Below are 24,443 nucleotides of genomic sequence, written 5' to 3' on the forward strand. Positions count from 1 at the left end.
CAGGCCCGCGTGCTGCTGGAACAGAGCCGCAGCAGTGGCGAGGCGACCCCGGCCAGCATTCAGGAAGCCATCGACGCCCAGAAACTAGCCGGTGAGCTGCGTGATGCCATGGAGGACCCCGGTTATGCGGCGGTGCTGGCCGAGGTGATCGGCAACGTCAACTCCTTCAATGACCGACTCAATGAATACACCGGGCTGCTGCAGCAGCAAAAACGCGAATACCAGAATCTGGTGCAGCAGGCCGAGCGCATTCTGGCCCTGGTCGATCAGGCCTATGGGCGGCAGAAGGCCAGCCTGAATGGGCAATTGCAGGCCAGTACCTGGTTGATCGTGCTAGCCACGGCACTGGCGCTGCTGATTGGTTTGCTGGCGACGCTGACCATCACCCTGCTGATCGTGCGCCCGCTCAAGCAGGTGATCGAGCAGGCGCGGCGCATTGCCGACGGCGACCTCAGCGTGCAGGTCGAGGTGCAACGTGGCGACGAGATCGGCCAGTTGCAGGCGGCCATGCAGGGCATGTCCAGCAACCTGCGCGAGATGGTCGGGCGCCTGCAGGGCGGGGTGCTGCAAATATCTGCGTCGGCGCAGTCGCTGTCAGCCAGTACCGAGCAAACGCGGCTGGGGGTGAATGGGCAGAAGGTCGAGACCGATCAGGTCGCTACCGCCATGAGCGAGATGACCGCCACCGTGCATGAGGTGGCGCGCAATGCCGAGGCCGCAGCGTCTTCCACCGAACAGGCGGATCGCCGGGTCAGCAGTGGCGTGACTGTAGTGCAGCAGACCCTGGAACGGATCAACCAACTGGCCAGTGCCATGCAGACCACCACCCAGAGCATTGAGCGGCTCAGCCAGGACACCCAGCGCATCGATTCGGTGCTGGATGTGATCAAGAGCGTGGCCGAACAGACCAACCTGCTGGCGCTCAATGCGGCCATCGAGGCGGCGCGGGCGGGCGAGCAGGGCCGGGGCTTTGCCGTGGTGGCCGATGAGGTGCGCGCGCTGGCCAGGCGCACCCAGCAGTCCACGGCGGAAATCGAAGGGCTGATCGCCACCCTGCGTGAGGGCACGCGGCGCTCCGTGGCGGACATGCACCAGAGTGGCGTGTTGGTGACGCAGACTGTGGCGGATGCCAACCAGACCGAAGGCGCGTTGGCGGAAATCGCCGCAGCAGTCAGCCAGATCTTCGAGATGAACCAGCAGATTGCTGCCGCCGCCGAACAGCAGACGGCGGTGGCGGAGGAAATCAGCCGCAGCGTTACCTCGATTCGCGATATTGCCGATCAGTCCGCGCTGGCCATGGACGAGTCCGCCAGCTCGAGCATTCAACTGGCAGAACTGGGCCGCGAGCTGCAGGGCATGGCGGGGCGCTTTCGCTTGTAAAAGCCCCCGCGAGCGGCTGCCGAGGACATTTCGGCAGGGCTCCGGGGCGTTTGTCATGGCTCCTGGCTGCATTTTAGTCGCTGCAACAGCCACTTCTCCGCTTCAACGCAGGCGCATACCCCCAGCGCTACCAGCAGGCACCAACCCCATGCGAATGCCGGCAGGGCGGCGGTGGCGAAGATCTGCTGCATGGCCGGCCAGTAGGTGAGCAGCAGTTGCAGGCTGAGCAACAGGCCGACCATGCTCCAGATCATCGGGTTGTCGCGTAGGCCGAAGTTCGCCGGTCCTTCGAGGCGACGGCTGCTGAACAGGTAACCGATTTCGCAGGCAACCACCGCGTTGACCGCCAGGGTGCGGCTGCTTTCAAGGCTCCAGCCCAGCGTCTGGGTATAGAGGAACAGGCCCAGGCTGGCCAGGGTCATCAGCGTGCCGATAAACAGCACGCGCCAGAGTAGATGCCGGCTGAGCAAATTGACCTTGGGGTCGCGTGGCGGGCGGCGCATCAGGTCGGCTTCTGCCGGCTCAAACGCCAGGGCCAGCGCCAGGGTTACGGCGGTGATCATATTGATCCAGAGAATCTGCAAAGGGGTGATCGGCAAGGTCAGCCCCAGGGCGATGGCCGCCAGCAGGATCATCGCTTCACCGCCATTGGTGGGCAGGATAAACAGGATGGTTTTCTTCAGGTTGTCATAGACCGTGCGACCTTCCTCGACCGCATGGGCGATGGTGGCGAAGTTGTCGTCGGCCAGGACCATCTGCGCCGCTTCCTTGGCCGCTTCGGTGCCCTTGATGCCCATGGCAATGCCGATGTCCGCACGTTTCAGGGCCGGCGCGTCGTTGACGCCGTCACCGGTCATCGCCACCCGCGCGCCGCAGGCTTGCAGGCGTTCAACCAGGCGCAGTTTGTGCGCCGGGCTGGTGCGGGCGAATACGTTGGTGGCAGGTAGCAACTGATCCAGCTGGCTGTCGCTGAGGTTATCGAGATCGACCCCGGTCAGCGGTTTGCCATCCCCCAGGCCGAGGCGCTGGGCAATGGCGCTGGCGGTGCCAGCATGGTCGCCGGTGATCATCTTCACCGCGATGCCGGCGCTGTGGCAGTCGGCGATGGCGGCAATGGCTTCCTCGCGGGGTGGGTCGAGCATACCGACCAGACCAAGCAGCACGTAATCGCCGTCCAGGTCCTGATAGTCGAGGGTCTGCTGCGGTTCGCCGAGCGGCCGAATGGCCAGGCCGAGCATGCGCAGCCCCTGACTGGCGCCGCTGTCCAGGGCCTGGTGCCAGTGGCGTGGGTCGAGCGGTTCGGGATGGCCATCGCGCCATTGGCGGTTGCAGGCTTCGAGCAGGCGCTCCGGCGCGCCGATCATATAGATCAGGCCATGGCGGGCATGGTCATGGTGCAGGCTGGCGGTGCAGCGCTGCTCGGAACTGAAAGGGATGGCGTCGACCTGCGGCAGGTTGCGCGCCTCATGCTGCAGCTCCAGGCCGACTTTGCCGGCCAGGGTCAGCAGGGCGGCTTCGGTGGGATCGCCAGTGATGCTCCAGCCGTTCTCGCCGCTGCGCAGGCTGGCGTTATTGGCCAGCAGGCCGGCACGGGCCAGCTCGCGCAGGTCATCGGCGGCGTCCAGCTGGCACAGCTGGCCGTCATCGCAGTGAATACTGCCCTGCGGTGCATAGCCGACGCCATCGACGCTGTAATGATGGGCGGCGGTAAACACCTGCTGCACGGTCATCTCGTTGCGCGTCAGGGTGCCGGTCTTGTCCGAGCAGATCACCGTGACCGCGCCGAGGCTTTCAACTGCTGGCAAATGGCGGATGATCGCCCGGCGCTTGGCCATGCGCTGCACGCCTAGGGCGAGAATGATCGTCAGCACCGCCGGCAGGCCTTCGGGAATGGCCGCCACGGCCAGGCTGACTGCGGCCAGCAGCATGTCCTCGGCGCTGTAGCCGCGCAGCAGTACGCCAAAGGCAAAGGTCAGCAGCGCCAGAACGAGAATGCCCAGGGTCAGGTGGCGGGCAAATTTGGCCATGTCGACCAGCAACGGAGTTTGCAGGCTGACCACGTTTTCCAGCATATGGCTGATCTTGCCCAGCTCGGTCTGTTTGGCCGTGGCCACCACCACGCCTGCGGCGCTACCGGCATTCACCAGGGTGCCGGAGTAGGCCATGCAACGGCGGTCGGCCAGGCTGGCTGCTGGCTCAACTGCATCCTGGTGTTTATCCACGGGCAGGGATTCACCGGTCAGCGCAGCTTCATCAATGCGCAGGTCGCGGGTTTCCAGCAGGCGCAGGTCGGCGGGCACGCGGTCGCCAGCCTCCAGCAGCACCCAGTCGCCGGGCACCAGCTGTTCGGCGGCAATGCTGTGCACCTGGCCGTTGCGGCGCACCCGGCTTTCCAGGCTAAGCATCTGCTGAATCGCCAGCATGGCGTGCTGGGCTTTGCCTTCCTGAACAAAGCCGACCAGGGCGTTGATCAGCACCACGGCAAAGATCACCGCACTGTCGAGCCATTCGCCCAGCAGCAGGGTAAGCAGGCAGGCGCCGAGCAGGACGTAGATCAGCAGGTTGTGAAATTGCAGGGCAAAGCGCATTAACGGCCCGCTGGCCTGCTGTTGCGGCAGCAGGTTGAGGCCGTGCTCGCTGAGGCGCTGGGCGGCGTCGGCACTGTCCAGGCCTTGGACACTGCTGTTGAGGTGTTGCAGGCTTTGTTGCCCTGGCAGGGCGTGCCAGTCATGACCAGATGGCGCTTGCATTCGATGTGCTCCAGCGCTGTTCGGGCCTTTAGCCTAAACACCACAAACGAGGTGGGTGTTGGCTTGGATCAATTGAATGGCTCACAAGTTCGTCAGTAAAGGTTTCCAGCCGCTATGCCGTGGCAACGTGGCGCAGTAGCATCGCCAATCTGTCTTAAAGGAGTGATACATGCGCGCCAAACTGGAAACTGTGCTGCAGACGGTCAATCAAGTGCTTCTGGGCAAAGAGCCGCAGGTGCGGTTGGCGCTGACGTGTTTGTTGGCCCAGGGTCATCTGTTGATTGAGGACTTGCCCGGCATGGGCAAAACCACCCTCAGTCACGCTCTGGCCAGGGTGCTGGGGTTGAGTTTTCAGCGCATCCAGTTCACCTCTGACCTGCTGCCCGGTGACATCCTCGGCACCTCGGTGTTCGACAAGGACACCGGGCAATTTATCTTCCACCCGGGGCCGATTTTTGCCGAGCTGGTGCTGGCTGACGAAATCAATCGCGCCACGCCGAAAAGCCAGAGTGCGCTGCTCGAAGCCATGGAGGAGGGCCAGGTGACCATCGAAGGCGCGACCCGGCCGCTGCCCGAGCCGTTCTTTGTGATTGCCACGCAGAACCCGGTGAGCCAGGGCGGCACCTTCGCCTTGCCCGAGTCGCAACTGGACCGATTCTTGATGCGTCTATCGCTCGGCTACCCCGGCAAGGCCGCGGAAAAGGCCCTGCTGCTGGGCGACTCGCGGCGTTCTTTGCTGCCCACCCTGCCGGCGCTGTTGGATCACGCTGAACTGGCTCTGCTGCAGGCCGAAGTGCCTAAGGTGCGTGCCAGCGACGCGCTGATCGACTATGTGTTGCGCCTGGTCGATGCCACCCGCACCCAGCCGCAGTTTGCTTGGGGTCTGTCGCCTCGGGCCAGCCTGGCGCTTTTGGCGGCGGCGCGGGCCTGGGCCTTCCTCGCTGGACGCGATTATGTGATTCCGGAAGACGTACAGGCCGTGCTGCCGTCGGTGGTTGGCCATCGCCTGCGCGAGCGCGCCGACCCGGCCGGGCATGGCGCGGGCAGCCTGGTGCAGTGGTTGCTGCGTGAGGTGCCGGCGCTTTGATCGCCCAGCTCAGACCGCGCTGGAACCGCTGGCTGGCCCGGCGTATTCCGGCAGCCAGCAGTGTGCGCCTGAATCAGCGGCGGATCTTTATCATCCCTAGCCGCGTCGGCGTGGCCTTTATGCTGGCGTTGTTGTTGATGCTGCTGGCCGCGATCAATTACCAGAACAGCCTGGCTTATGGCCTGACCTTTTTGTTGGCCTCGGTATTTGTCGTCGCCATTCTGCACACCTACCGCAATCTGGCCGGGATGATCCTCAAGGCCGGCAGTGCGCCGGCAGTATTTGTTGGCGAACCCGCCGGTTTTCGCGTGCGCCTGGAAAGCAGCCAGCGCCCCCATCAGGCCGTCAGCCTGGGTTGGCCACCGGCCGAATTGCAGACGCTGGATGTGCCGGCCGAGGGTGTGACCGAGTGCCAGTTAAACCTGCCAGCGATGCAGCGCGGCTGGCTACGGCCCGGTCGTCTGCGAGTCGAAAGTCGTTTCCCGCTGGGTATTCTGGTGGCCTGGAGTTGGGTCGATCTGGATCAGCGTGTGCTGGTTTATCCGCGGCCATTGCCCGGCGATCTGCCGCTGTCCGCCGGCGCGAGCCAGGATCAGGAAGAGGAGGGCAGTCGGCCCCATGGTCAGGGTGTGGACGATTACCAAGGGCTGAAGACTTATCAGCCGGGTGATTCCAAGCGACGTCTGCACTGGAAAGCCTATTCCCGTGGTCAGGGATTGCTGGTCAAGGATTTCGCCTCGATTACTGGGCGTGATCTGTACCTGGATTTCGATGCATTGGCCGGTGATGTCGAAACCCGTCTGTCGCTGCTCTGCCACTGGGTGCTGCAGCTGTCCGAGCGTCAGCAACCCTTTGCCCTGTGCCTGCCGGGCCAGGTACTGGGCGCCGATAGCGGCGAGCTGCACCGTGATGCCTGCTTGCGTGCATTGGCGCTGTTCGGGCGTGCGCCATGAGCCGTATTGCCGTGATCCCGCGGATCAGCCTGACCTGGCTACTGGTAGCCCAGGTGCTGGTGATTATTCCCCATCTGACGCATTTACCGCTGTGGATCATCGGCCTGTGGCTGGGCAGTGCGGCCTGGCGCATTCAGATTTTCCGCATGCGTGCGCGCTACCCGAATGCCTGGGCCAAGGGCGGTTTGATGCTGGCGGCGGCGCTTGGGGTATTTCTTTCCCGTGGCAGCCTGATCGGTCTGGATGCCGGGGTGGTGCTGCTGGTCGCAGCCTTTGTGCTCAAGCTGCTGGAGATGCGTACGCGGCGTGATGCCCTGGTGCTGATCTTTCTCGGTTTTTTTGTGGTGGTCACCGCTTACCTGTTCGATGACAGCATGCTGATGGCCTTCTACAGCCTGCTACCGGTCACCGCTTTACTCGCAGCCTTGATTGGCCTGCAGCAGAGCAGCCTGGCCACTCAGCCCTGGCCGACCGCACGTCTGGCTGGCGGGCTGCTGCTGCAGGCGTTGCCGGTGATGTTGCTGCTGTTTGTCTTCTTCCCACGCATGGGGCCGTTGTGGTCGTTGCCGGTGCCAAATGACAAGGCCACCACGGGCCTTTCGGACAGCATGGCCCCGGCGGATATTGCCGATCTAAGTCGCTCCGCAGCCCTGGCGTTTCGCGCCAGTTTTACCGGTGAAACCCCGCCGCGCAGTGAGTTGTACTGGCGCGCGCTGACCCTGGATCGCTTTGATGGACGGCGTTGGTCGCAATCCGAATACGCCGAGTTTGGCCCCGCTGCGCAGTGGCAGAAACAGGGTGAGGTGCTGAGCTACAGCATTGTCATGCAGCCGAGTTCACAGCGTTGGTTGTTTGCCCTGGATGTGGCGGAAACCTCACTGGAGCAGACCCGGCAGATGAGTGATTTCCGCTTGCAGCGGCGGCAGCCAGTGGACCGCCCACTGATTTATCAAGCCACCTCCTGGCCCGAGGCGCTGCGTGAGCCGCAGCCGTCTAAGGAAGTCCTGCGTCGCGCCCTGCAGTTGCCGGATCAGGGCGAGCCACGCACTCGCGCCTGGGCAGAACAACTTAAACGTGAGCACCCGCAGCCCGAACAACTGGTGCAGGCGCTGCTTAGCCACTTCAATCGCGAGCCCTATGCCTACACCCTGCGCCCGCCAACACTGGGCGTGAATAATATTGATGATTTCCTTTTCGAGACCCGCAGCGGCTTCTGCGCCCACTACGCCGGGGCCATGACCTATGTGCTGCGCGCGGCGGGCATTCCGGCGCGGGTGGTAGCCGGTTATCAGGGCGGTGAATACAACCCGGCCGGCAACTATGTGCAGGTGCGTCAGTTTGATGCCCATGCCTGGGTTGAGTACTGGCAAGAGGGGCAGGGCTGGGTCAGTGTTGACCCGACCTTCCAGGTGGCGCCCGAGCGCATCGACATGGGCTTGGAAGAGGCCCTGGCGGGTGAACAGAGCTTTCTCGAAGATTCGCCTTTCTCCCCGCTGCGCTACCGCAACCTCAGCTGGTTGAATGAGGTGCGGCTGGCCTGGGACAACGTCAATTACGGCTGGCAACGCTGGGTGCTGGGCTACCAGAGCCAGCAGCAGCTGGAGTTTCTCCAGCGCTGGTTGGGTCGGGTGGATGCCCAGTCGCTGGTGATTGGCCTGGTCGGTGGCGGGGCGCTACTGCTCGGTCTGTTGTCACTCTGGCTGTTCAAGCCCTGGCTGCGTGAGCGCGATGTGCAGCAGCGGCTATTCCGTCGTTTCGAGGGGTTGCTGGCGCGCCATGGTGTGCCGCGTAAGCCCGGCGAAGGGCCGCGCGACTATGCCGTACGGGCAGCCTTGCTGATGCCGGCCCAGGCGCAGGTGATTGGCGACTTTGCGGCGGCCTTCGAGGCGCAGCGTTATGCCGGGCAGGAACCTTCTGCCGTGCAGTTACGTCAGCATTTGAAGGCCCTGCGGCGGGCGTTGCCTTGGCGGCTTACCCGTTTGGATTCATAGCGACCATTGGCCACTTGTGGCTAAGCAATAAGCGCATAAGCTGGGGAGCAATTTCACAGGAGTGAGGCGATGCAAGGCTTGATTGATGAGGTGCCACGACACGTACTGCGCATCCAGATGCGCTTGTTTGCCTGCCGTGAACGGCTGCGGGTGACTACTGACGATGAGGCCCTGCACGATCTGCGTATCGCCTTGCGTCAATTGCGCAGCCTGTTGCGGCCGTTATCCTCGGTCGCCGTCTGTGAGGACTTGCAGCAGCGCGCGGCCGAGTTGGGCCGCTTGACCGGCCCGCTGCGCGACCTTGAGGTACTGTTGAGCTATCTGCAGCAGCAAGGGCTCGATAGCGCCGCACAATCGCGTCAGTCCCTGTTACAGCAGGGCTACCTGCAGCTGCTGGACAGTGCGCCGTTGGCGCATCTGCTGAGCGCGCTGGATGACTGGCCGCAGCAGTGGCGCCAGGCGGCCAGCAGTGGGCAACTGCGTGGCCTGCACAAGCTGATCAGGCAGCGCTTGCGCAAGGATCGCAAGCAATTAGCCAAGGCCCTGCTTGACCCCGCCCATGACCGTCACCGCCTGCGCTTGTTGGTCAAGCGTCTGCGTTATGCCGCCGAGGCCTATCCGCAGCTGGCCGAGTTGTCCGGGCGCACGCGTATGCAGCTGAAACAGGCGCAGTCAGCCCTGGGTGATTGGCACGACCACTGGCAGTGGCTGCTGCGCGCCGAAGCCGAAGCGGATTTGCAGCCATGCGTGCCAATTTGGCGTGAAGCAATGCAAAGCGCCGAGCAGCAGGCCGATCTGGCCCTGCAGGCATTGACCGCAGGTTTTGCTCGCAGCTGCTGAGTTGGCGGAAAAGTCGTTATACCTTCGGATTGTTTGGCCGAAATGTCATGTCATCTGTGCTCGCCTTTGCCCTAAGATCACCCGCATCTTCAGTGTTCGAGGTGGTTATGGGCTTTTCCGAATTACTCCAGGCGGTGCGCGACAATCCTCAGGCGGTGCTGATTCCCGCGCAGTGGGGGCAAGGTCGCGCCAGTTTTGGCGGTCTGGTAGCGGCGCTGGTGTACGAAGCCATGCGCGCTCAGGTGCCGAGCGGGCGACCGCCGCGTTCCCTGGCGATTACCTTTGTAGGCCCGGCCGCCCCCGATGTGCCGGTACGCTTTGAAGTGGAAGTGCTGCGCGAAGGCAAGGCCGTCAGCCAGGTGCTCGGCCGGGCGATCCAGGATGGTCAGGTGGTAACCCTGGTGCAGGGCAGCTTTGGTGCCGGGCGTGAGTCGCGCATCGCCGTGCAGGCCGATCCCGCGCCGCAAGCCAAGGCGGTGGAGGAGTGCCAGGAGCTGCCGTATATCCCTAACGTCACCCCTGAGTTCACGCGTTTTCTGGCCATGCGTTGGGCGTTTGGCGGCATGCCTTTTACCAATAATCCTTCGCGTGAAATGGGCGGCTGGGTGCGCCTGCGCGACCAAGGCAGCGCGGAACCTGCCAATGAGGCCCATCTGTTGGCGCTGGTGGATGCCTGGCCACCTGCGGTGCTGCCGCACCTGAGTGCGCCGGCGCCGGGCAGCTCGCTGACCTGGACCATCGAGTTCGTCCAGCCGATGAGCGCGCTGAGTACCCTGGACTGGTGCCTGTACCGCGCGCAGATCGAGCATGCCCGTGATGGTTACGGCCATGTTGCGGCGGCGCTGTGGTCACCGGCTGGTGAGCTGCTGGCGATCAGTCGGCAGACCGTGGCGGTATTTGGCTAGAGCTTGAGCTGGCGAATAGCCTTGTTCAGCTCGCCAGCCAGGTTGGCCAGCTCGCTGCTGGTAACGGCCGATTGTCCGGTCTGGCCGACGGTCTGCTCGGTGACGTCGCGGATGCGGATCACCGCGCGGTTCATCTCTTCGGCCACCTGGCTCTGCTGCTCCGCCGCCACGGCGATCTGCGTATTGCTTTCCCGCATCAGCGCCACGGATTCGGTGATGGCGACTAATGCCTGGCCGGCCTCACCGGCCTGTTTGACGCATTCATCGGCCTTGATCGAGCTGTCCTGCATAAAGTCCACAGCATCGCGGGTGCCACTTTGCAGGGTGTTGATCATCTGGGTGATCACGTCGGTGGAGTCCTGCACGCGCTTGGCCAGGTTGCGCACTTCATCGGCGACCACGGCAAAGCCGCGGCCCATTTCGCCGGCGCGGGCGGCTTCGATGGCAGCGTTCAGGGCGAGCAAATTGGTCTGTTCGGCAATGCCGTGAATCTCACTGACCACGCCGCCGATCTTCTGGCTGTCGACCGCCAGCTGTTCGATCATCTGCGCGGTCTGCTGCACGCCGCTGGACAGCCCGGAAATCGACAGGCTCACGCGGTTGACCGCCTGCTGGCCGCTCTGCGCGAGGTGTTCGGCGTTTTTTGACTGGTCGCGGGTATCAGCCGTGTGCTCAGCGATATGGTGCACGGTGGCAGACATTTCGTTAATCGCCGTGGCCGCCTGTTCGGTTTCGCTCTGCTGTTCGAGCATGCCCTGGCGCACGTCGCGCATATTGCCGGCCAGACGCTTGGCACCCTCATCCAGCTGTGCTGCCGACTGGGCGACAATGCCGACCACCCGTTGATAGCCAGCCTGCATAGCATTAAAGGCGCTGGCCATCTGGCCCACTTCATCCTTGCAGTCCAGTGGCACACGGGCGCGGAGATCGCCGCTCTTTTCCACCTGCAGCATCACGTCCTTGAGGGTGTTGAGGTGGCTGAGCAGAAAGCGAATCAACAACTGCGAGGCTGCCAGCAACAGCAGCATCAATAGCGCAACGACCAGGGCGTAACTAGGCGCTCGGTCGAAAAACACCTCAGTCAGACTCGGTGCCGAAGCGGTGATGGCCAGGCGCTGGCCGTCTTCACGGACGATGACTTCGGCGCCGATCAGCCCATCGCTACCGTTTAAGTCGACCCAACCACGTGCGTTGGCCAGGGCGCTGCCCTGATTGTCCGGCAGGCGTGGCGTCTGCCCGCTGGCAACGCTCAGCAGATTGCCGACCTTCGGCAAGGCCAGCTCCTGCGGCCATTGGCTTAATAAGCGTGCCTGCTGCTGCGCAGCCTGCTTGGCGGCGTGCTGGTGCACCTGTTGTTCCAGGTGCAGGGCGTAGAGCACCAGCAGCAGCGTAGTAAAGAAAGCTACGGCATTTACGGCCCAGAATTTGTACTTCAGGGAAAGGTCGCTGATCCAATGGCCCATGCAGGTGTCTCTGTGTGAGGTGAAGGCTTGGCAAAGTGCCAGTAGTGTCGCCCAACCTCACAGCGGATCTATTGATCCTTATCAACCGCACTGTGCTAATTGGACTAATTAGCTGGCCGCGCCCTTGAATGCAGGCAGGTTGAAGAAGGCCTGGGCCGCAGCACTGGTATGGGCCGCCACTACCTGTTCGGTTTCACCGCGGTGCTGCGCCACTTCACGCAACACCTCAACCAGAAACGCCGGCTCGTTACGCCCGTTCTTTGGTTTCGGCCGCAGGCTGCGTGGCAGCAGGAAGGGCGCATCACTTTCCAGCATCAGGCGGCCGCGGGGGATTTCCTTGACCAGTGGATGCAGATGACTGCCACGGCGCTCGTCGCAGATCCAGCCGGTGATGCCGATATGCAGGTCCATATCCAGGTAGTTGAACAGCGCGCGCTTTTCCCCGGTAAAGCAGTGCACCACGGCCGCCGGCAGCTGATCGCGGAAGTGCCGCAGGATCGCCAGCAGGCGCTCGTCAGCATCACGCTCGTGTAGAAACACCGGTAATTGCAGTTCCACCGCCAGGGCCAGTTGTTGCTCCAGCACCTGCTCCTGTTGCGGGCGGGGTGAGAAGTCGCGGTTGAAGTCCAGCCCGCATTCGCCCACCGCGCGCACCCTGGGATCGGTCAGCAGGGCCTTGAGCTGCGCATGGCTGTCGCTGTTCCAGCTGCTGGCATCGTGAGGGTGAATACCGGCGGTGCTGAACAAATGTTCTGCGCTGTCATCCAACTGCCGGCACAGCTCCAAGGCGTGCTCACTTTCCGCCAGGCTGGTGCCGGTCAACAGCATTTGCTGGATGCCTGCCGCATAAGCGCGAGCGAGGAGTGCTTCGCGTTGTTCGGCAAAGCTTGGGTGAGTCAGATTGACGCCGATGTCGATGAGTTGCATGGTGCTACCTGCTGAATTGATTGGGCAGCATAGCAGAGCTTTTTTAATAGATTAAAAGCCAATAAATACAGTTAGTTAAAGCCTATACATGATGTTGCATATGATTGTCGGCTGGCATCCATGGGCGGGCTGTGCCAACCTCCGCGCCCCGCGCGAGGGGTCAGTTGCCTTATACCCAGCCTGTTCAGACGCGCCGCTGCACTGATCTGTCGGCCGATTTCGCCCCTGGAGCCTTGATGTTGCGAGTGCTGCTCACCTGCTGCCTATTGCTGCTGTCGTGTACAGCGGTGGCGCGCGTGGCTGGCCCGCTGGAAGTCGAACAGCCCAAGGCCGCCCGTGACCTGGCGAGCATTCGCAGCAGTGGTGAGTTGCGCGTGCTGGTCAACCAGAGCCGCAACAGCTCGGGTGAGGTCAAAGGCCAGAGCATTGGCGTCGAATACCAGCGCATGCGCGCCTTCGAGCAGTACCTCAATCGCAACTCGCGCGATGGCCGCACGCTCAAGTTGAAGGTCATCCCGCGCGCCAAGGATCAGCTGCTGGCTGCCTTGCAGCGCGGCGAGGGTGATCTGGTTGCCCCCGGTGAACTGCTGAATATTCCGCGCGGCAGCAAGCTCAGCGCCAGCGCGGCGATCCGCAGCAATGTGCCGCTGATCATCGTCGCCAAACAGGGTAACCGCCGTTACCAGAACCTCGAACAGCTCTCCGGGCGCAGCCTGGCCTTGCCTGCGGGCAGCGTGGCGGGGGAAGCGGTGCGGGCGGTCAACCAGCGCCTGATCGACAGCAAGCGTTCGCCGATTATCGTCGAATGGGTCGACCCGAGCCTGGCAGTCGAGGACGTGCTGGAAATGGTCCAGGCCGGCATCTTCAGCGTCACGGCGGTCGAGCAGCCAATTGCCGAGCGCTGGGCCAAGGTGATGCCCAAGCTGCGCCTGGACCGTCATCTGCAATTGGCCAGCGACGGTGATATGCGCTGGTACGTACGTCGCGACACACCGATGCTCGGCGCGAGCATCGATCGCTTTCTCAAGGGTTACCGTGACCCGGCGGATCAGGACGCGGCGTTCCAGCGCGTCTACCGGCGCCTGTACAAGGTGCATTACCCGCTGGGCCGCACCGAGCGGCAGCGCCTGGAAAAAGTCCGCCCGGTACTGCAACGCTATGCCACTCAGCATGATTTCGACTGGTTGGCCCTGGCGGCTGTGGCCTTTAAGGAGTCGACCCTTAACCCCGCCGCGCGCGGGGCCGGTGGCGCCACCGGGCTGATGCAGATCACCCCGGCGGCCGCGCGCAGCGTGGGTGTAAGCAATATCGGCGTGCTGGATAACAATGTGCAGGCCAGCGCCAAGTACCTGGCGATGATTCGTCGCAACTACTTCAACAGCCCGCAGCTTAACGAGCGCGAGCGCATGGCCTTTATCCTGGCCGGCTACAACATGGGCCCGCAACGGGTGCAGAGCCTGCGGGCAGAAGCACGCAGGCGCGGCCTGAATCCCAATCAGTGGTTCTTTCAGGTGGAGCGGGTGGCTATGGAGCAGATGGGCATGGGCGTGGTCAGCTATGTGAATAGCGTGAATAAGTACTACCTTGCTTATGACCGCGAGCGCTATCTATTGGAGCCTTAGCGCGCAGGTTGAGAATGTCGATTTATTAATTTATTCGATACTGTAAAGCGATTTTATCCGCTTTAAATATTGGCTAATTGGTTTAATCTTCACTCCATCAACTCCCCACTACAAGGACTGCTGCACATGAACGCTCTGATCAAATCTGTTGTTGCGACCCAAGCTGGCTACGGCCTCACCGTGCTGCGCATCATCGCCGGCATCACCTTTGCCGCCCACGGCGCACAGAAGCTGTTTGGCTGGTTTGGCGGTTACGGCCTGGAAGGCGTAGGCCAGTGGATGGAAAGCATCGGCCTGGCGCCGGGCTACTTGTTGGCACTGATGGCCGGTAGCGCCGAGTTCTTCGGCGGCATTGCCCTGATCATCGGTCTGCTGGCGCGCCCGGCGGCTGCGGTGCTGGCAGTGACCATGGTGGTGGCAATTGCCACTGTGCACCTGGCCAATGGCTTCTTTATGAGCAACAACGGTTATGAGTTTGCCCTGGCCCTGCTGGCGATCAGCGTAGCGATCCTGATTGAAGGTGCTGGCAAGCTGTCGCTGGACAAGCGCATCGCTGGTTAAGCGACTCGGCAGCAGCCAGTAAAAAGCCCACTTCGGTGGGCTTTTTACGTTTCAGGGTTTGGGTTTGTTCTGCGTCGCCAGCTGTTCGGCGGCTTCCAGGCGCAGTTGTTCGCGCTCATCGAAGTTCTCCGCCGCCAGTTGGGCAATGGCGGCACGTTTGTCGCTGGCGCTCATGCCGGGGTTGTTTTCGATGGCGGCTTTTTCAGTGCTGTACTGGGCGATGCGTTTCTTCCAGGTTTGTCGTTGCTGGTCGAGCACTTCGAGGCGCTGGGTGGCTTCGGCGCCAACCAGTTGCTGGCGCAGCTGGCGGATCTGTTCCGGTTTGGCACCGGCGGCTTGCAGTTGCGCGGTTTGCTGGCGCAGTTCGTTTTGCAGTTGCGGCAGCACGGTGTCCTGCATCTCGGCAGGCAGGCTGTTGCGCAGTTGGTCGACGGCGGCGGCTTTGCCGGCATCGTCCAACTGGCTGTTATGCAGAATCACCAGGCGTTGCAGGGTGAACTGGTTGTAGGCCTCTTCGCGGGCAAAGAACGCTTGTTGCGTTTGGCTATCGAAAATCCGTGCGCGCAGCGCTTGTACAGCGGCTTCACGCTGACGCAAGGCATCCAGATTGGCCATCTGTGGCAGCTCGCGCTCGAGCAGCACCAGCTCGCGTTTGTAGTCGAGGTACTGGTTGAGCAGGGCCAGAGCCTGTTCGCGGGCATTGGCCGGCAGCTCTGCGGCGATATAAGCGCGCAGGCGCTCGACGCTGGTGCGCAGCGGTTCTTCACCAGCTGCGGCAAGGAAATAGTCGAAGATCCGTCGGATGTCTTCGCTGATCAGCAGATTGCCGTTGGCATCCAGGCGAAAGACGCCATCCACCGTGGTGCCGCCGAATGAGGCGGGCAGGGTTTTTAATGGCTCGGCCTTGGTTCGCGCGTCGGTCTGGCTTGGTGTGGCGGGCGGTGTATCCGGGCGTTGTATTGGTTGTGGCGCATCGCCGCTGAGCTGCGCGGGAATATCCACGGGTTGCAGGTACAGCGCGAGGGCCAGGCAGGCGGCGAACAACAGCGGCGACAACAGCAGAAATTTTTTCACAGGCACTCTTCAGGCGGACAAGCGGATTCGGCGAGGTGGGCAGAAACGCCAGGGGCTGAGGGTAGCCCCTGGCGAAGCTGTTACAGACCGTCGTTTTTCAGGCGGTTGGCGTGCTGGCGATAGACCGTGACCGGGTCGGTTTCGAACAGGCTGGTCAGCCCCAGGGTCTGGTTGACCTCGTCGAGGTGGTTCATCCGGTAGTTATCGCGGATTACCTTGCCCATGCGCGAGCTGCAACGGCCAACCAGACCATCGTTGGCTTCGCCCTTGAAGGTCAGCGCTGTGGCGCCCAGCAGCAGGTCGCTCGGGTCGATGATATTGGTCACCGGGCTGGTGCCACTCCAGGAGTAGTAGCGCACGCCATTCACGCTGTAGGCGCCTTCACCGCAGGCGGTGGTCGGAATGCCCTGCGGGAACTTGGCATTGAAGCGCGCCGCGCCCTGGCTGTTGAGCGATTCCAGCGAGCCCAGAGCGTTCTGCGGGCTGGTGCTGGAGCTGCCGGAGAGGAAGTTGATCAGCGTGCCGAGCCCGTTGACGATGCCGGCGAGCAGGGTTTCCCCGGCCGAGCCTGCTGGCACCTGACGGATAAAGTCGGCGGTGGCCGAGCCTTTGTGCGGCGCACCGACGCTGGTGGCTGAGGCAATCAGGCTTGGTTTGACGGCGGCGACATAGCGGATGGTTGGGCCACCGTGGCTGTGGCCGATCAGGTTGACCTTGGGCTTGCCACTGATGGCGATAATGTCTTCCACCTGGGCCAGCAGTTCTTCGCCGCGGGCTTCCGAGGTATTCAGCTGGCTGACTTCGGTGACGTACACGCTGGCGCCGTCACGGCGTAGCGCGGCAGGGATGCCGTACCAGTAGTCGACCCCGAGGATGCTGTCGAAACCGAGCATGCCGTGGGCCAATACAACCGGGTATTTGGTCTGGGTGTAGCCGGAGGAGCCGAACCAGAAGGCATGAGTATTGCCGGAGGCCAGTAAACCGGCGCCCAGGCAGAGGGCGAGCAGGGTTTTATTGTTGTTCATTGGTGCTCTCGCTAGGGTTGATCGGGCAGTTCAAGGCAGTCCATGCAGCCAAAACGCCCATCCCGTGGCGTGTACATCAGCCCAGGGGTATTGGCAGAAACCATGCCAGTAGCGGCAAATAGCCGTGTAGCCCTCTGCCACGGGCGCTACATCGACGTTGTGTGCAACCCGGTGCAGGCGCAGTGCTGCGGGTTTGTTACGGGGTGAAACGGCGCGGGCCTGGATTCAGGCCCCAGATGGCGGAGCAGCGGCCTGCGTGCAGGCGGCAAAAAGCCGAGTGGTTAGGTCGATTAGCGGTGCCACCAATCAAAGGTTGGGGTGGTTGGGCGTGGCCTTAGCGGCGCGCCTTGACAGTGCTGCGCAGGCTTCTCTAGGATGCCGACCCATGCGCCGATTTAAACAGCTACTTGCGGGGCGCCGGGTTAACTGCTGATTGCAGCGCCCTGAGAAGCACTCTTCGGAGGCTTTGAAATTCCGCTAAAGCGCTGGTTCGGTGTCGCCTCTCACCGCTGCCCAGCGGACCCAATGAGGCGGAGACATATCGATGCACTGTCCCCAACCGCTTATTCGCCTGGCCCCGATCACATCCGGGCTAACCCTGCACAATCCGAAAATCCTCCTGGGCGGCAGTCACCAGCCGACCCTGCTGCGCTACCTCGACGGCTGGCCCAAGCGTTGGCCAGGCCCGCGTACCTTTCTGATCAACTTTGTTCGCGATGGCGAATCCCTGGCGCGCTTTGCCAGCGATCACTTCGACATGGCGGTGATCCAGGCGCCAAGCGCCGCGCAGTTGGAAGAGACTGTGCGTCAGCTGACGCGGGTGGCCAAGCAGGGGTTGATCACCCGGCGCTGACAGGCCGTTGAGAAACTACCTGCGTTGGCAATACTGCGTTGAAATCGGCCCGGGACGCGGCGTCTCAAAATGCTTATTTACAACACGTAAACTCCGCTTTTGACTTACTACGTTCGCCCTGCGGGCCAGCCTGCGGCTGTTACTCCGCTGTGCTGCGTAGCGGCCGATTTCGCCTTGTCTTGCCTGCCTCGCCTACGTTTTCAACGGCCTGCAGTTGAATGATGCAACAGCTTTGGCCAAAGCCACTGCCGATCCGCTAGGCTCAACCGATATTGTCAGGGAGTGGGCTATGTTCGAATCCGCCGAGATCGGCCGCAGTATTGATAAAGAAACCTATGAGGCCGAGGCTCCAGCGCTGCGCGAAGCGCTGCTGGAGGCGCAGTACGAGTTGCAGCAGCAAGGGCGTTTTGCCGTGCTTATCCTGATCGATGGCATCGAAGGCGCGGGCAAGGGCGAGACGGTCAAACTGCTCAACGAGTGGATGGACGCGCGGCTGATTCAGGTCAACACCTTCGATCAGCAGACTGATGAGGAACTGGCGCGCCCGCCGGCTTGGCGCTATTGGCGGCAACTGCCGCCCAAGGGGCGCATCGGCATTTTCTTCGGCAACTGGTACAGCCAGATGCTGCAGGGACGGGTGCATGGGCGGATCAAGAACGCCGTGCTCGACCAGGCCATCGACACCACCCTGGGGCTGGAGCGCATGCTCTGCGATGAGGGCACGCTGATCTTCAAGTTCTGGTTTCATCTGTCCAAACAGCAGATGAAGGCGCGCCTGAAGGCGCTGCAGGACGACCCGCTGCACAGCTGGCGGATCAGTCCGCTGGACTGGCAGCAGTCGAAGACCTACGACAAGTTCGTGCGGGTTGGTGAGCGCGTACTGCGCCGCACCAGCCGTGATTATGCGCCCTGGTATGTGGTTGAGGGGGTAGATGAGTATTACCGCAGCCTGACGGTCGGGCGCATCCTGCTCGATGGGTTGCAGGCGGCGCTGAAGGCCAAGAGCCGCCCCGTACCCCATCCCCATGCTGCGCCGCTGACTTCCAGCCTGGATGAGCGTGGGTTGATCGACAGCCTGGACATGACCCAGGCGCTGGACAAGGACAGCTACAACGAGCAGCTGGTGATCGAGCAGGCGCGACTCTCTAGCTTGATGCGCGACAAGCGTATGCGTCGCCATTCGCTGATCGCGGTGTTCGAGGGTAATGATGCGGCGGGTAAGGGCGGGGCGATTCGCCGGGTGATCGGTGCGCTCGATCCCCGTCAGTACCGCATCGTCCCGGTTGCTGCGCCAACCGAAGAAGAGCGCGCGCAGCCTTACCTGTGGCGCTTCTGGCGGCATATTCCGCCGCGCGGCAAGTTCACCGTGTTTGATCGCTCCTGGTATGGCCGGGTGCTGGTGGAACGGGTCGAGGGCTTTTGCAGCACCGGCGACTGGCTGCGCGCCTATGGCGAGATCAACGACTTCGAAGAGCAGCTCAGCGAAGCCGGCGTGGTGCTGGTGAAGTTCTGGCTGTCGATTGATCAGCAGACCCAGCTGGAGCGCTTCAAGGCGCGTGAGCAGATTCCCTTCAAGCGTTTCAAGATCACCGAAGAAGACTGGCGCAACCGCGAAAAATGGCCGCTGTACCGCGATGCGATAGGCGATATGGTCGACCGCACCAGCACGGAAATCGCGCCCTGGACGCTGGTGGAAGCCAATGACAAACGCTTCGCCCGAATCAAGGTACTGCGCACCATCAATCAGGCGCTTGAGGCGGCATTCGGCAAGGGCTGATTGAGTGTTTTACGTGGACAACAGGATGGTCGCGCATACGGCTGATGAATGATCATCGCTGAGTGAGATTGTCCGGCTTTATTCTTGTTGGCAACTCAACCCAATAATAATGAGGTGCGACATGCGTGAAGTGGTGATCGTTGACAGCGTACGGACTGGTTTGGCCAAGTCCTTCCGTGGCAAGTTCAATCTGACCCGTCCAGACGACATGGCGGCTCATTGCGTCAATGCATTGCTGGCGCGTACCGGCATTGATCCGGCGCTGGTGGATGATTGCATCGTCGGCGCCGGTTCCAATGAAGGCGCCCAGGGCATGAACATCGGCCGCAACGTTGCGGTGCTGTCCGGCTTGGGCACCAACGTGGCGGGCATGACCCTCAACCGTTTCTGCTCCTCAGGTCTGCAGGCCATCGCGATTGCTGCCAACCAGGTGGCGTCCGGCTGCAGCGATGTCATCGTGGCGGGCGGCGTTGAGTCGATCACCATGACCCTGAAAAGCATGAACACGCAGAACCTGTTCAACCCGCTGCTGCAAAAAGATGTGCCGGGTATCTATTACCCGATGGGGCAGACCGCTGAGATCGTTGCCCGTCGTTACAACGTCAGCCGCGAGGCCCAGGACGCCTACGCCCTGCAGAGCCAGCAGCGCACTGCGCGAGCGCAGGCCGAAGGCCTGTTCGACGATGAAATCGTGCCGATGCACGTCAAGTATCAGGTTGAAGACAAAGCCACCGGCGAGAAGAGCATCGTTGACGGCATCGTCGCCCACGACGACTGCAACCGTGCAGACACCACCCTGGAAAGCCTGGCGGCGCTCAAACCGGTATTTGCCGACGACGGTTCGGTCACCGCTGGCAATGCCTCGCAGCTCTCCGATGGCGCGTCGATGACCTTGGTGATGAGCCTGGAAAAAGCCATCGAACTGGGCCTCAAGCCGCTGGCGTTCTTCCGTGGCTTTGTTGCCGCCGGTTGCGAGCCCGATGAAATGGGCATCGGTCCGGTGTTCTCGGTGCCAAAACTGCTCAAGGCCAAGGGCCTGAGTGTTGCCGATATCGACCTGTGGGAGCTCAACGAGGCGTTTGCTTCGCAGTGCCTGTATGCCCGCGACCGTCTGGAAATCGACAACGCCAAGTACAACGTCAATGGCGGCTCGATCTCCATCGGCCACCCGTTCGGCATGACCGGTTCGCGCCAGGTCGGCCATCTGGTACGTGAGCTACAACGGCGCAAGCTGCGCTACGGCATCGTCACCATGTGTGTAGGCGGCGGTATGGGCGCAACCGGGCTGTTTGAAACCGTGCGCTGACCGTTCTGCGCTCAATAAAAAAACCGCGACATGTCGCGGTTTTTTATTGGCTGGTTTTGGCGTTCAGAACGCGCGGCTCTCGATGATCTCGTTGGCCTGGATCATTCGGCGGATATAGAAGGCGATCTCGCGTTCGGCATCCGTTCGGTTGAAGTAGGGGCCTTCCAGGGTGCCCTCGCGGGTGGAGAAGAAAAACTGGCCGTTGACCGCGCTAACACGTTCGCTGCGGTAGTGGGTGCCTGGGTTATGGTCGATATTGCGCTGGCCGAACATAAATGAACCTCCCGCAAAATGAGCTGCTGAGGTCAGTCTAAACGGCGTTTTTCTGGCTGCACTAAATAACGACAAATGGTCGTTTTTGCCGAAATCCGGCGTGGTTTTTCCGTTTTTCATATTTTTTGACGCCATAAGGCTGACTTGATGCTGTGCGGCCATCAGTACAGTTGCCGTGAATAGCTGTGCCTGGCTGTGGCTGTGCTGGTTATTAGTGGCGACCTAGAATGCTGTGTTGCTGCCCCAACCTGCATAGGGCAAAGGTTGCGGTGCTGTTGCGAGGCGTTTATGCACATTTCTTCCGGTCGCTGGCTCTACGGTTTGTTTCTCGCGCTGCTGACTGCGGTGTTGTGGGGCGTGCTGCCGATCAAACTCAAGGAAGTGCTGCAGGTGATGGACCCGGTTACGGTGACCTGGTTTCGCCTGCTGGTTTCCGGCTCCATCCTGCTCGCCTACCTGGCAGCCAGCAAACGTCTGCCGGCATTCCGCCCATTGGGCAAGAAGGGCGCCTGGCTTCTGCTGCTGGCGATTGCCGGGTTGACCGCCAACTATGTGCTGTATCTGGTTGGCCTCAATTTGCTCAGCCCCGGCACGACCCAGCTGGTGATTCAGGTGGCGCCGATTCTGCTGCTGGTCAGCAGTATTTTTATCTTCCGCGAGCGTTTCAGCCTCGGCCAGGGGCTGGGCTTGCTGGTGTTGCTGATCGGTTTTGTCTTGTTCTTCAACCAACGTCTGGATGAGCTACTGACTTCGCTGACGGCTTACACCACCGGTGTGCTGATCGTGCTGCTGGCGGCGTTTGTCTGGGCGTTCTATGGCTTGGCGCAGAAACAGCTACTGACGGTGTGGAACTCGCTGCAGGTGATGATGGTGATCTACCTGGCCTGCGCTGTACTGCTGACGCCCTGGGCGCATCCGCTGCAAGCACTTGAGTTAAGCCCGCTGCAGGGCTGGCTGCTGTTCGCCTGCTGCCTGAATACGCTGGTGGCCTATGGCGCGTTTGCCGAAGCGTTGGCTCACTGGGAGGCTTCACGGGTAAGCGCAGCGCTAGCCATCACCCCGTTGGTGACTTTTGCTTCGGTGGCGCTGGCCGCCAGCTGGTGGCCTGACCATGTGCAGCCCGAGCAGATCAACTGGTTGGCCTATGGCGGCGCCGTGCTGGTGGTGCTGGGCTCGGCGCTGACGGCGCTCGGCCCATCGTTGGTCGCCAGCTGGAAAGCCCGCAAGAGCGGCGTGGTTCCTTTAGGAGTCTTGAAATGAGCAATGATGAATTGGCACGGATTAACGGCAAGATCCTTGCTGCCGGGGAGCAATCTTTGCCGGCAGTGACCTTGCGCGATGGCAGCCGTGTACAGACGGGAACGGTGGCCACCATGCTGCACAACATCGACCTGTACAACCAGGGTGAGCGCGGCGAGGTCGAGCGTGAGCTGGAACTGGCCGTACCCACACTTTGCCGCATTGGCCTGTTTCAGCTGTTCTCACCCGAGGAGTGGAGTGCCAGCGATGACAACCCAGGCCGCCGTTTTGTCGGCCTGAAAGCCCGTGAGTACCTCGGCGACTAGGCTTTCACGCCGAGGCTTTCCGCGCGGCGCAACCAGCTCTGACGTTGTTCTTCGCTGGAGGGGCGCACCGGGGCGAATTCGGCCAGACGGCGGGTTTTGATGCCGCTGAAGCCGAGGATGGTACGGGTCATCTGCCGATGGCCGGGGGCGCCATAGATCCAGCGGAAGTACCAGGGCGGTGTATCCATGGTCACCAGCAGATCGGCGGTACGTCCGGTCAGCAGCTTGTCCCAAAGTTGTGAGCGGTTGCGGTACTTGAAGGCAAAGCCCGGCAGAAAGGTGCGGTCGAAGAAGCCCTTGAGCAGCGCGGGAATGCCGCCCCACCAGACCGGGTAGACGAATACCAGGTGTTCAGCCCAGTGAATCTGCCGCTGTGCTTCCAGCAGGTCGGGTTCCAGTTGCTGGCTTTGCTCGTAGCCATCACGCAGCACCGGGTCATAGCTCATCTCGCCTAGCTTCAACTGGCGCACCACGTGACCCTTGCTACGGGCACCCTGGGCATAGGCTTCACCGAGGGCATGGCAGAAGCTGTTGCCCTTCGGTGTGCCGAGAATCATCAGGATGCGTTTGCCATCACCTTCCAGTGGTGTTGCGCCGCTCTTTGCCGCTTCACTCATGTTGACCTGCCTCCAGCATGTTTTCGGGACGCACCCAGGCGTCGAATTGTTCATTGCTCAGGTAGCCCAGTTGCAGCGCTGCTTCGCGCAGGGTGGTGCCGTCCTGATAGGCCTGCTTGGCGATCTGTGCGGCTTTGTCGTAGCCGATATGCGGGTTTAGCGCGGTTACCAGCATCAGGCCACGCTCCAGGTGTTCGGCCATTTTCGTCGCATCGGGTTGCAGGCCAGCCACGCAGTGTTGCTGGAAGTTATGGCAGCCGTCCGCGAGTAAGCGTATCGATTGCAGCAGATTGTGGATGATCACCGGCTTGAACACGTTGAGCTGCAGATGGCCCTGGCTCGCAGCAAAGGCAATCGTGGTGTCGTTACCCAGCACCTGGCAGGCCAGCATCGACAGCGCCTCGCATTGAGTAGGGTTGACCTTGCCCGGCATGATCGAACTGCCCGGCTCATTGGCCGGCAAGCGCACCTCGGCAAAGCCTGCGCGCGGGCCGGAGCCCAGTAAACGCAGGTCATTGGCAAGCTTCATAAGGCCGACCGCGAGGGTTTTCAAGGCGCCTGATAGCGCCACCAGCGGCTCGTGGCCGGACAGGGCGGCAAATTTGTTCGGTGCGCTGACCAGCGGCAGGCTACTTAAAGCGGCCAGTTCGGCGGCCATGGCGTCGGCAAAACCTTGCGGTGAATTCAATCCGGTGCCGACTGCTGTGCCGCCCTGGGCCAGTTCACAGACGGCCGGCAGAGCGGCCTGGATGGCGCGTTCGGCATAACCCAGCTGCGCGACAAAGGCCGATAGCTCCTGGCCGAAGGTCATCGGTGTGGCGTCCATCATGTGTGTGCGCCCGGTCTTGACTAGCCGCGCATGGCGTTCAGCTTGTTCCTGCAGCCCATCACGCAGCTCGCGCACGGCGGGCAGCAGTTGCTGCTGTATGGCCTGCACGGCGGCGATATGCATGGCGGTGGGGAAGCTGTCGTTGGAGCTTTGCGCGCGATTGACATGATCGTTGGGGTGCACCGGCGTTTTGCCGCCACGGCCGCTGCCGGCCAGTTCATTGGCCCGCCCGGCGATCACTTCATTGACGTTCATATTGCTTTGCGTGCCGCTGCCGGTCTGCCAGACCACCAGGGGAAATTGCTCATCATGCTGGCCGGCCAGCACCTCGTTGGCGGCCTGCTCGATCAGCCGGGCCAGATCGGCCGGCAATTCACCAATGCGCTGGTTGACTCGCGCGGCAGCCTTCTTGATCAGCGCCAGGGCGTGTACCACCGGCAAGGGCATGCGCTCTTGGCCGATGGCGAAATTGATCAGTGAGCGTTGGGTCTGCGCGCCCCAGTACGCCTCATCGGGCACTTCGATAGGACCCAGGCTGTCGGTTTCAGTGCGGCTCATGGCGGCTCTCCTGATGGTTGCGCATGCAGCAAACGAGTTGCCCGGCCGGCGATTGCCAGCCTGGGCGTATCTCAGCTTAGGTCGCTA

The 24,443-nt window shown here is 62.1% G+C and carries 21 protein-coding genes and 1 pseudogene; 14 read left to right on the top strand and 8 right to left on the bottom strand.

The genetic code is table 11. The features are described 5' to 3' along the window. Positions 1 to 108: 108 nt before the first annotated feature. Positions 109 to 525 (top strand): annotated as a pseudogene (locus tag Q8O69_RS22235) (HAMP domain-containing protein); the annotation flags it as partial. A gap of 141 nt (positions 526 to 666) precedes the next feature. Beyond that, entirely contained in the window at positions 667 to 1,380 is a 714-nt protein-coding gene (locus Q8O69_RS22240; RefSeq protein WP_371136143.1) for a methyl-accepting chemotaxis protein, read from the top strand. Between the two features lie 53 nt (positions 1,381 to 1,433). Here the strand turns inward: Q8O69_RS22240 and Q8O69_RS14310 are convergent, their stop codons facing one another. Beyond that, positions 1,434 to 4,130, bottom strand: coding sequence for a cation-transporting P-type ATPase (locus Q8O69_RS14310; protein ID WP_305592971.1), 2,697 nt, complete (start codon positions 4,128 to 4,130; stop codon positions 1,434 to 1,436). A 169-nt stretch (positions 4,131 to 4,299) separates the two neighbouring features. Here Q8O69_RS14310 and Q8O69_RS14315 point away from each other — a divergent pair, with 169 nt between their 5' ends. The 5 genes from Q8O69_RS14315 to Q8O69_RS14335 all read left to right on the top strand — a co-directional run bounded on the left by Q8O69_RS14315 (position 4,300) and on the right by Q8O69_RS14335 (position 9,906). After that, on the top strand, positions 4,300 to 5,217 hold the full coding sequence (locus tag Q8O69_RS14315) for a MoxR family ATPase (protein WP_305592972.1): 918 nt from the start codon (positions 4,300 to 4,302) through the stop codon (positions 5,215 to 5,217). Continuing rightward, positions 5,214 to 6,170 carry a DUF58 domain-containing protein gene (locus tag Q8O69_RS14320; protein WP_305592973.1) on the top strand — a complete coding sequence of 319 codons (957 nt, stop codon included), beginning with the start codon at positions 5,214 to 5,216 and terminating at the stop codon, positions 6,168 to 6,170. Before Q8O69_RS14315 ends, Q8O69_RS14320 begins: the two co-directional genes overlap by 4 nt. Further along, positions 6,167 to 8,161 carry a DUF3488 and transglutaminase-like domain-containing protein gene (locus Q8O69_RS14325; RefSeq protein WP_305592974.1) on the top strand — a complete coding sequence of 665 codons (1,995 nt, stop codon included), beginning with the start codon at positions 6,167 to 6,169 and terminating at the stop codon, positions 8,159 to 8,161. Before Q8O69_RS14320 ends, Q8O69_RS14325 begins: the two co-directional genes overlap by 4 nt. A gap of 69 nt (positions 8,162 to 8,230) precedes the next feature. Next, positions 8,231 to 9,001, top strand: coding sequence for a CHAD domain-containing protein (locus tag Q8O69_RS14330; protein WP_305592975.1), 771 nt, complete (start codon positions 8,231 to 8,233; stop codon positions 8,999 to 9,001). A gap of 107 nt (positions 9,002 to 9,108) precedes the next feature. Further along, complete coding sequence (locus Q8O69_RS14335) at positions 9,109 to 9,906, top strand: acyl-CoA thioesterase II (protein ID WP_305592976.1); 798 nt, start codon at positions 9,109 to 9,111, stop codon at positions 9,904 to 9,906. Here the strand turns inward: Q8O69_RS14335 and Q8O69_RS14340 are convergent. Next, positions 9,903 to 11,369, bottom strand: coding sequence for a methyl-accepting chemotaxis protein (locus tag Q8O69_RS14340; protein ID WP_305592977.1), 1,467 nt, complete (start codon positions 11,367 to 11,369; stop codon positions 9,903 to 9,905). The genes Q8O69_RS14335 and Q8O69_RS14340 overlap by 4 nt on opposite strands. Positions 11,370 to 11,477: 108 nt before the next feature. Beyond that, the gene (locus Q8O69_RS14345) at positions 11,478 to 12,296 is read right to left on the bottom strand and encodes a TatD family hydrolase (protein WP_305592978.1); all 819 of its coding nucleotides are present in this window, start codon (positions 12,294 to 12,296) and stop codon (positions 11,478 to 11,480) included. A gap of 236 nt (positions 12,297 to 12,532) precedes the next feature. On the opposite strand from Q8O69_RS14345, the gene Q8O69_RS14350 reads away from it, so the two are divergent. Further along, a complete protein-coding gene (locus Q8O69_RS14350) occupies positions 12,533 to 13,918 on the top strand; it encodes a transglycosylase SLT domain-containing protein (RefSeq protein ID WP_305592979.1) in 1,386 nt (461 codons plus the stop codon). 126 nt (positions 13,919 to 14,044) lie between these two features. After that, positions 14,045 to 14,479 (top strand): DoxX family protein, encoded by a 435-nt coding sequence (locus Q8O69_RS14355; protein WP_090253443.1) that lies wholly within the window; start codon positions 14,045 to 14,047, stop codon positions 14,477 to 14,479. 51 nt (positions 14,480 to 14,530) lie between these two features. Here the strand turns inward: Q8O69_RS14355 and Q8O69_RS14360 are convergent, their stop codons facing one another. Next, positions 14,531 to 15,553 (bottom strand): lipase secretion chaperone, encoded by a 1,023-nt coding sequence (locus Q8O69_RS14360; protein WP_305592980.1) that lies wholly within the window; start codon positions 15,551 to 15,553, stop codon positions 14,531 to 14,533. Between the two features lie 80 nt (positions 15,554 to 15,633). Next, on the bottom strand, positions 15,634 to 16,578 hold the full coding sequence (locus Q8O69_RS14365) for a triacylglycerol lipase (RefSeq protein WP_305592981.1): 945 nt from the start codon (positions 16,576 to 16,578) through the stop codon (positions 15,634 to 15,636). 544 nt (positions 16,579 to 17,122) lie between these two features. Between Q8O69_RS14365 and Q8O69_RS14370 the strand changes: the two genes are divergently transcribed. The 3 genes from Q8O69_RS14370 to Q8O69_RS14380 all read left to right on the top strand — a co-directional run bounded on the left by Q8O69_RS14370 (position 17,123) and on the right by Q8O69_RS14380 (position 20,514). Then, the gene (locus Q8O69_RS14370; protein WP_305592982.1) at positions 17,123 to 17,431 is read left to right on the top strand and encodes a class I SAM-dependent methyltransferase; all 309 of its coding nucleotides are present in this window, start codon (positions 17,123 to 17,125) and stop codon (positions 17,429 to 17,431) included. A gap of 289 nt (positions 17,432 to 17,720) precedes the next feature. Then, positions 17,721 to 19,208: a polyphosphate:AMP phosphotransferase gene (pap, locus tag Q8O69_RS14375; RefSeq protein ID WP_305592983.1), complete on the top strand. Its 1,488-nt coding sequence runs from the start codon at positions 17,721 to 17,723 to the stop codon at positions 19,206 to 19,208. Between the two features lie 121 nt (positions 19,209 to 19,329). Further along, the gene (locus tag Q8O69_RS14380; RefSeq protein WP_305592984.1) at positions 19,330 to 20,514 is read left to right on the top strand and encodes a thiolase family protein; all 1,185 of its coding nucleotides are present in this window, start codon (positions 19,330 to 19,332) and stop codon (positions 20,512 to 20,514) included. Between the two features lie 63 nt (positions 20,515 to 20,577). Here the strand turns inward: Q8O69_RS14380 and Q8O69_RS14385 are convergent, their stop codons facing one another. Beyond that, positions 20,578 to 20,787, bottom strand: coding sequence for a DUF6316 family protein (locus tag Q8O69_RS14385; RefSeq protein ID WP_275962846.1), 210 nt, complete (start codon positions 20,785 to 20,787; stop codon positions 20,578 to 20,580). Between the two features lie 288 nt (positions 20,788 to 21,075). Here Q8O69_RS14385 and Q8O69_RS14390 point away from each other — a divergent pair, with 288 nt between their 5' ends. Together Q8O69_RS14390 and Q8O69_RS14395 are read left to right on the top strand one after the other, a co-directional pair. Then, positions 21,076 to 22,047 carry a DMT family transporter gene (locus Q8O69_RS14390; protein WP_305592985.1) on the top strand — a complete coding sequence of 324 codons (972 nt, stop codon included), beginning with the start codon at positions 21,076 to 21,078 and terminating at the stop codon, positions 22,045 to 22,047. Next, positions 22,044 to 22,352: a hypothetical protein gene (locus Q8O69_RS14395; protein WP_305592986.1), complete on the top strand. Its 309-nt coding sequence runs from the start codon at positions 22,044 to 22,046 to the stop codon at positions 22,350 to 22,352. The genes Q8O69_RS14390 and Q8O69_RS14395 overlap by 4 nt, the downstream gene beginning before the upstream one ends. Here the strand turns inward: Q8O69_RS14395 and Q8O69_RS14400 are convergent. Next, the gene (locus tag Q8O69_RS14400; protein ID WP_275962849.1) at positions 22,349 to 22,969 is read right to left on the bottom strand and encodes an NAD(P)H-dependent oxidoreductase; all 621 of its coding nucleotides are present in this window, start codon (positions 22,967 to 22,969) and stop codon (positions 22,349 to 22,351) included. The genes Q8O69_RS14395 and Q8O69_RS14400 overlap by 4 nt on opposite strands. After that, entirely contained in the window at positions 22,962 to 24,356 is a 1,395-nt protein-coding gene (locus tag Q8O69_RS14405) for a class II fumarate hydratase (RefSeq protein WP_305592987.1), read from the bottom strand. The genes Q8O69_RS14400 and Q8O69_RS14405 overlap by 8 nt, the downstream gene beginning before the upstream one ends. Positions 24,357 to 24,443 lie beyond the last annotated feature (87 nt).

Source organism: Pseudomonas sp., assembly GCF_030690725.1.
Taxonomy (GTDB): domain Bacteria; phylum Pseudomonadota; class Gammaproteobacteria; order Pseudomonadales; family Pseudomonadaceae; genus Aquipseudomonas.

Bases quoted from the DNA above. Each gene is read 5' to 3' on its own strand.
- Q8O69_RS22240 (WP_371136143.1), top strand. From the start codon at position 667: ATGAGCGAGATGACCGCCACCGTGCATGAGGTGGCGCGCAATGCCGAG.
- Q8O69_RS14310 (WP_305592971.1), bottom strand. From the start codon at position 4,130: ATGCAAGCGCCATCTGGTCATGACTGGCACGCCCTGCCAGGGCAACAA.
- Q8O69_RS14315 (WP_305592972.1), top strand. From the start codon at position 4,300: ATGCGCGCCAAACTGGAAACTGTGCTGCAGACGGTCAATCAAGTGCTT.
- Q8O69_RS14325 (WP_305592974.1), top strand. From the start codon at position 6,167: ATGAGCCGTATTGCCGTGATCCCGCGGATCAGCCTGACCTGGCTACTG.
- Q8O69_RS14330 (WP_305592975.1), top strand. From the start codon at position 8,231: ATGCAAGGCTTGATTGATGAGGTGCCACGACACGTACTGCGCATCCAG.
- Q8O69_RS14335 (WP_305592976.1), top strand. From the start codon at position 9,109: ATGGGCTTTTCCGAATTACTCCAGGCGGTGCGCGACAATCCTCAGGCG.
- Q8O69_RS14340 (WP_305592977.1), bottom strand. From the start codon at position 11,369: ATGGGCCATTGGATCAGCGACCTTTCCCTGAAGTACAAATTCTGGGCC.
- Q8O69_RS14345 (WP_305592978.1), bottom strand. From the start codon at position 12,296: ATGCAACTCATCGACATCGGCGTCAATCTGACTCACCCAAGCTTTGCC.
- Q8O69_RS14350 (WP_305592979.1), top strand. From the start codon at position 12,533: ATGTTGCGAGTGCTGCTCACCTGCTGCCTATTGCTGCTGTCGTGTACA.
- Q8O69_RS14355 (WP_090253443.1), top strand. From the start codon at position 14,045: ATGAACGCTCTGATCAAATCTGTTGTTGCGACCCAAGCTGGCTACGGC.
- Q8O69_RS14365 (WP_305592981.1), bottom strand. From the start codon at position 16,578: ATGAACAACAATAAAACCCTGCTCGCCCTCTGCCTGGGCGCCGGTTTA.
- Q8O69_RS14370 (WP_305592982.1), top strand. From the start codon at position 17,123: ATGCACTGTCCCCAACCGCTTATTCGCCTGGCCCCGATCACATCCGGG.
- pap (WP_305592983.1), top strand. From the start codon at position 17,721: ATGTTCGAATCCGCCGAGATCGGCCGCAGTATTGATAAAGAAACCTAT.
- Q8O69_RS14380 (WP_305592984.1), top strand. From the start codon at position 19,330: ATGCGTGAAGTGGTGATCGTTGACAGCGTACGGACTGGTTTGGCCAAG.
- Q8O69_RS14385 (WP_275962846.1), bottom strand. From the start codon at position 20,787: ATGTTCGGCCAGCGCAATATCGACCATAACCCAGGCACCCACTACCGC.
- Q8O69_RS14390 (WP_305592985.1), top strand. From the start codon at position 21,076: ATGCACATTTCTTCCGGTCGCTGGCTCTACGGTTTGTTTCTCGCGCTG.
- Q8O69_RS14395 (WP_305592986.1), top strand. From the start codon at position 22,044: ATGAGCAATGATGAATTGGCACGGATTAACGGCAAGATCCTTGCTGCC.
- Q8O69_RS14400 (WP_275962849.1), bottom strand. From the start codon at position 22,969: ATGAGTGAAGCGGCAAAGAGCGGCGCAACACCACTGGAAGGTGATGGC.
- Q8O69_RS14405 (WP_305592987.1), bottom strand. From the start codon at position 24,356: ATGAGCCGCACTGAAACCGACAGCCTGGGTCCTATCGAAGTGCCCGAT.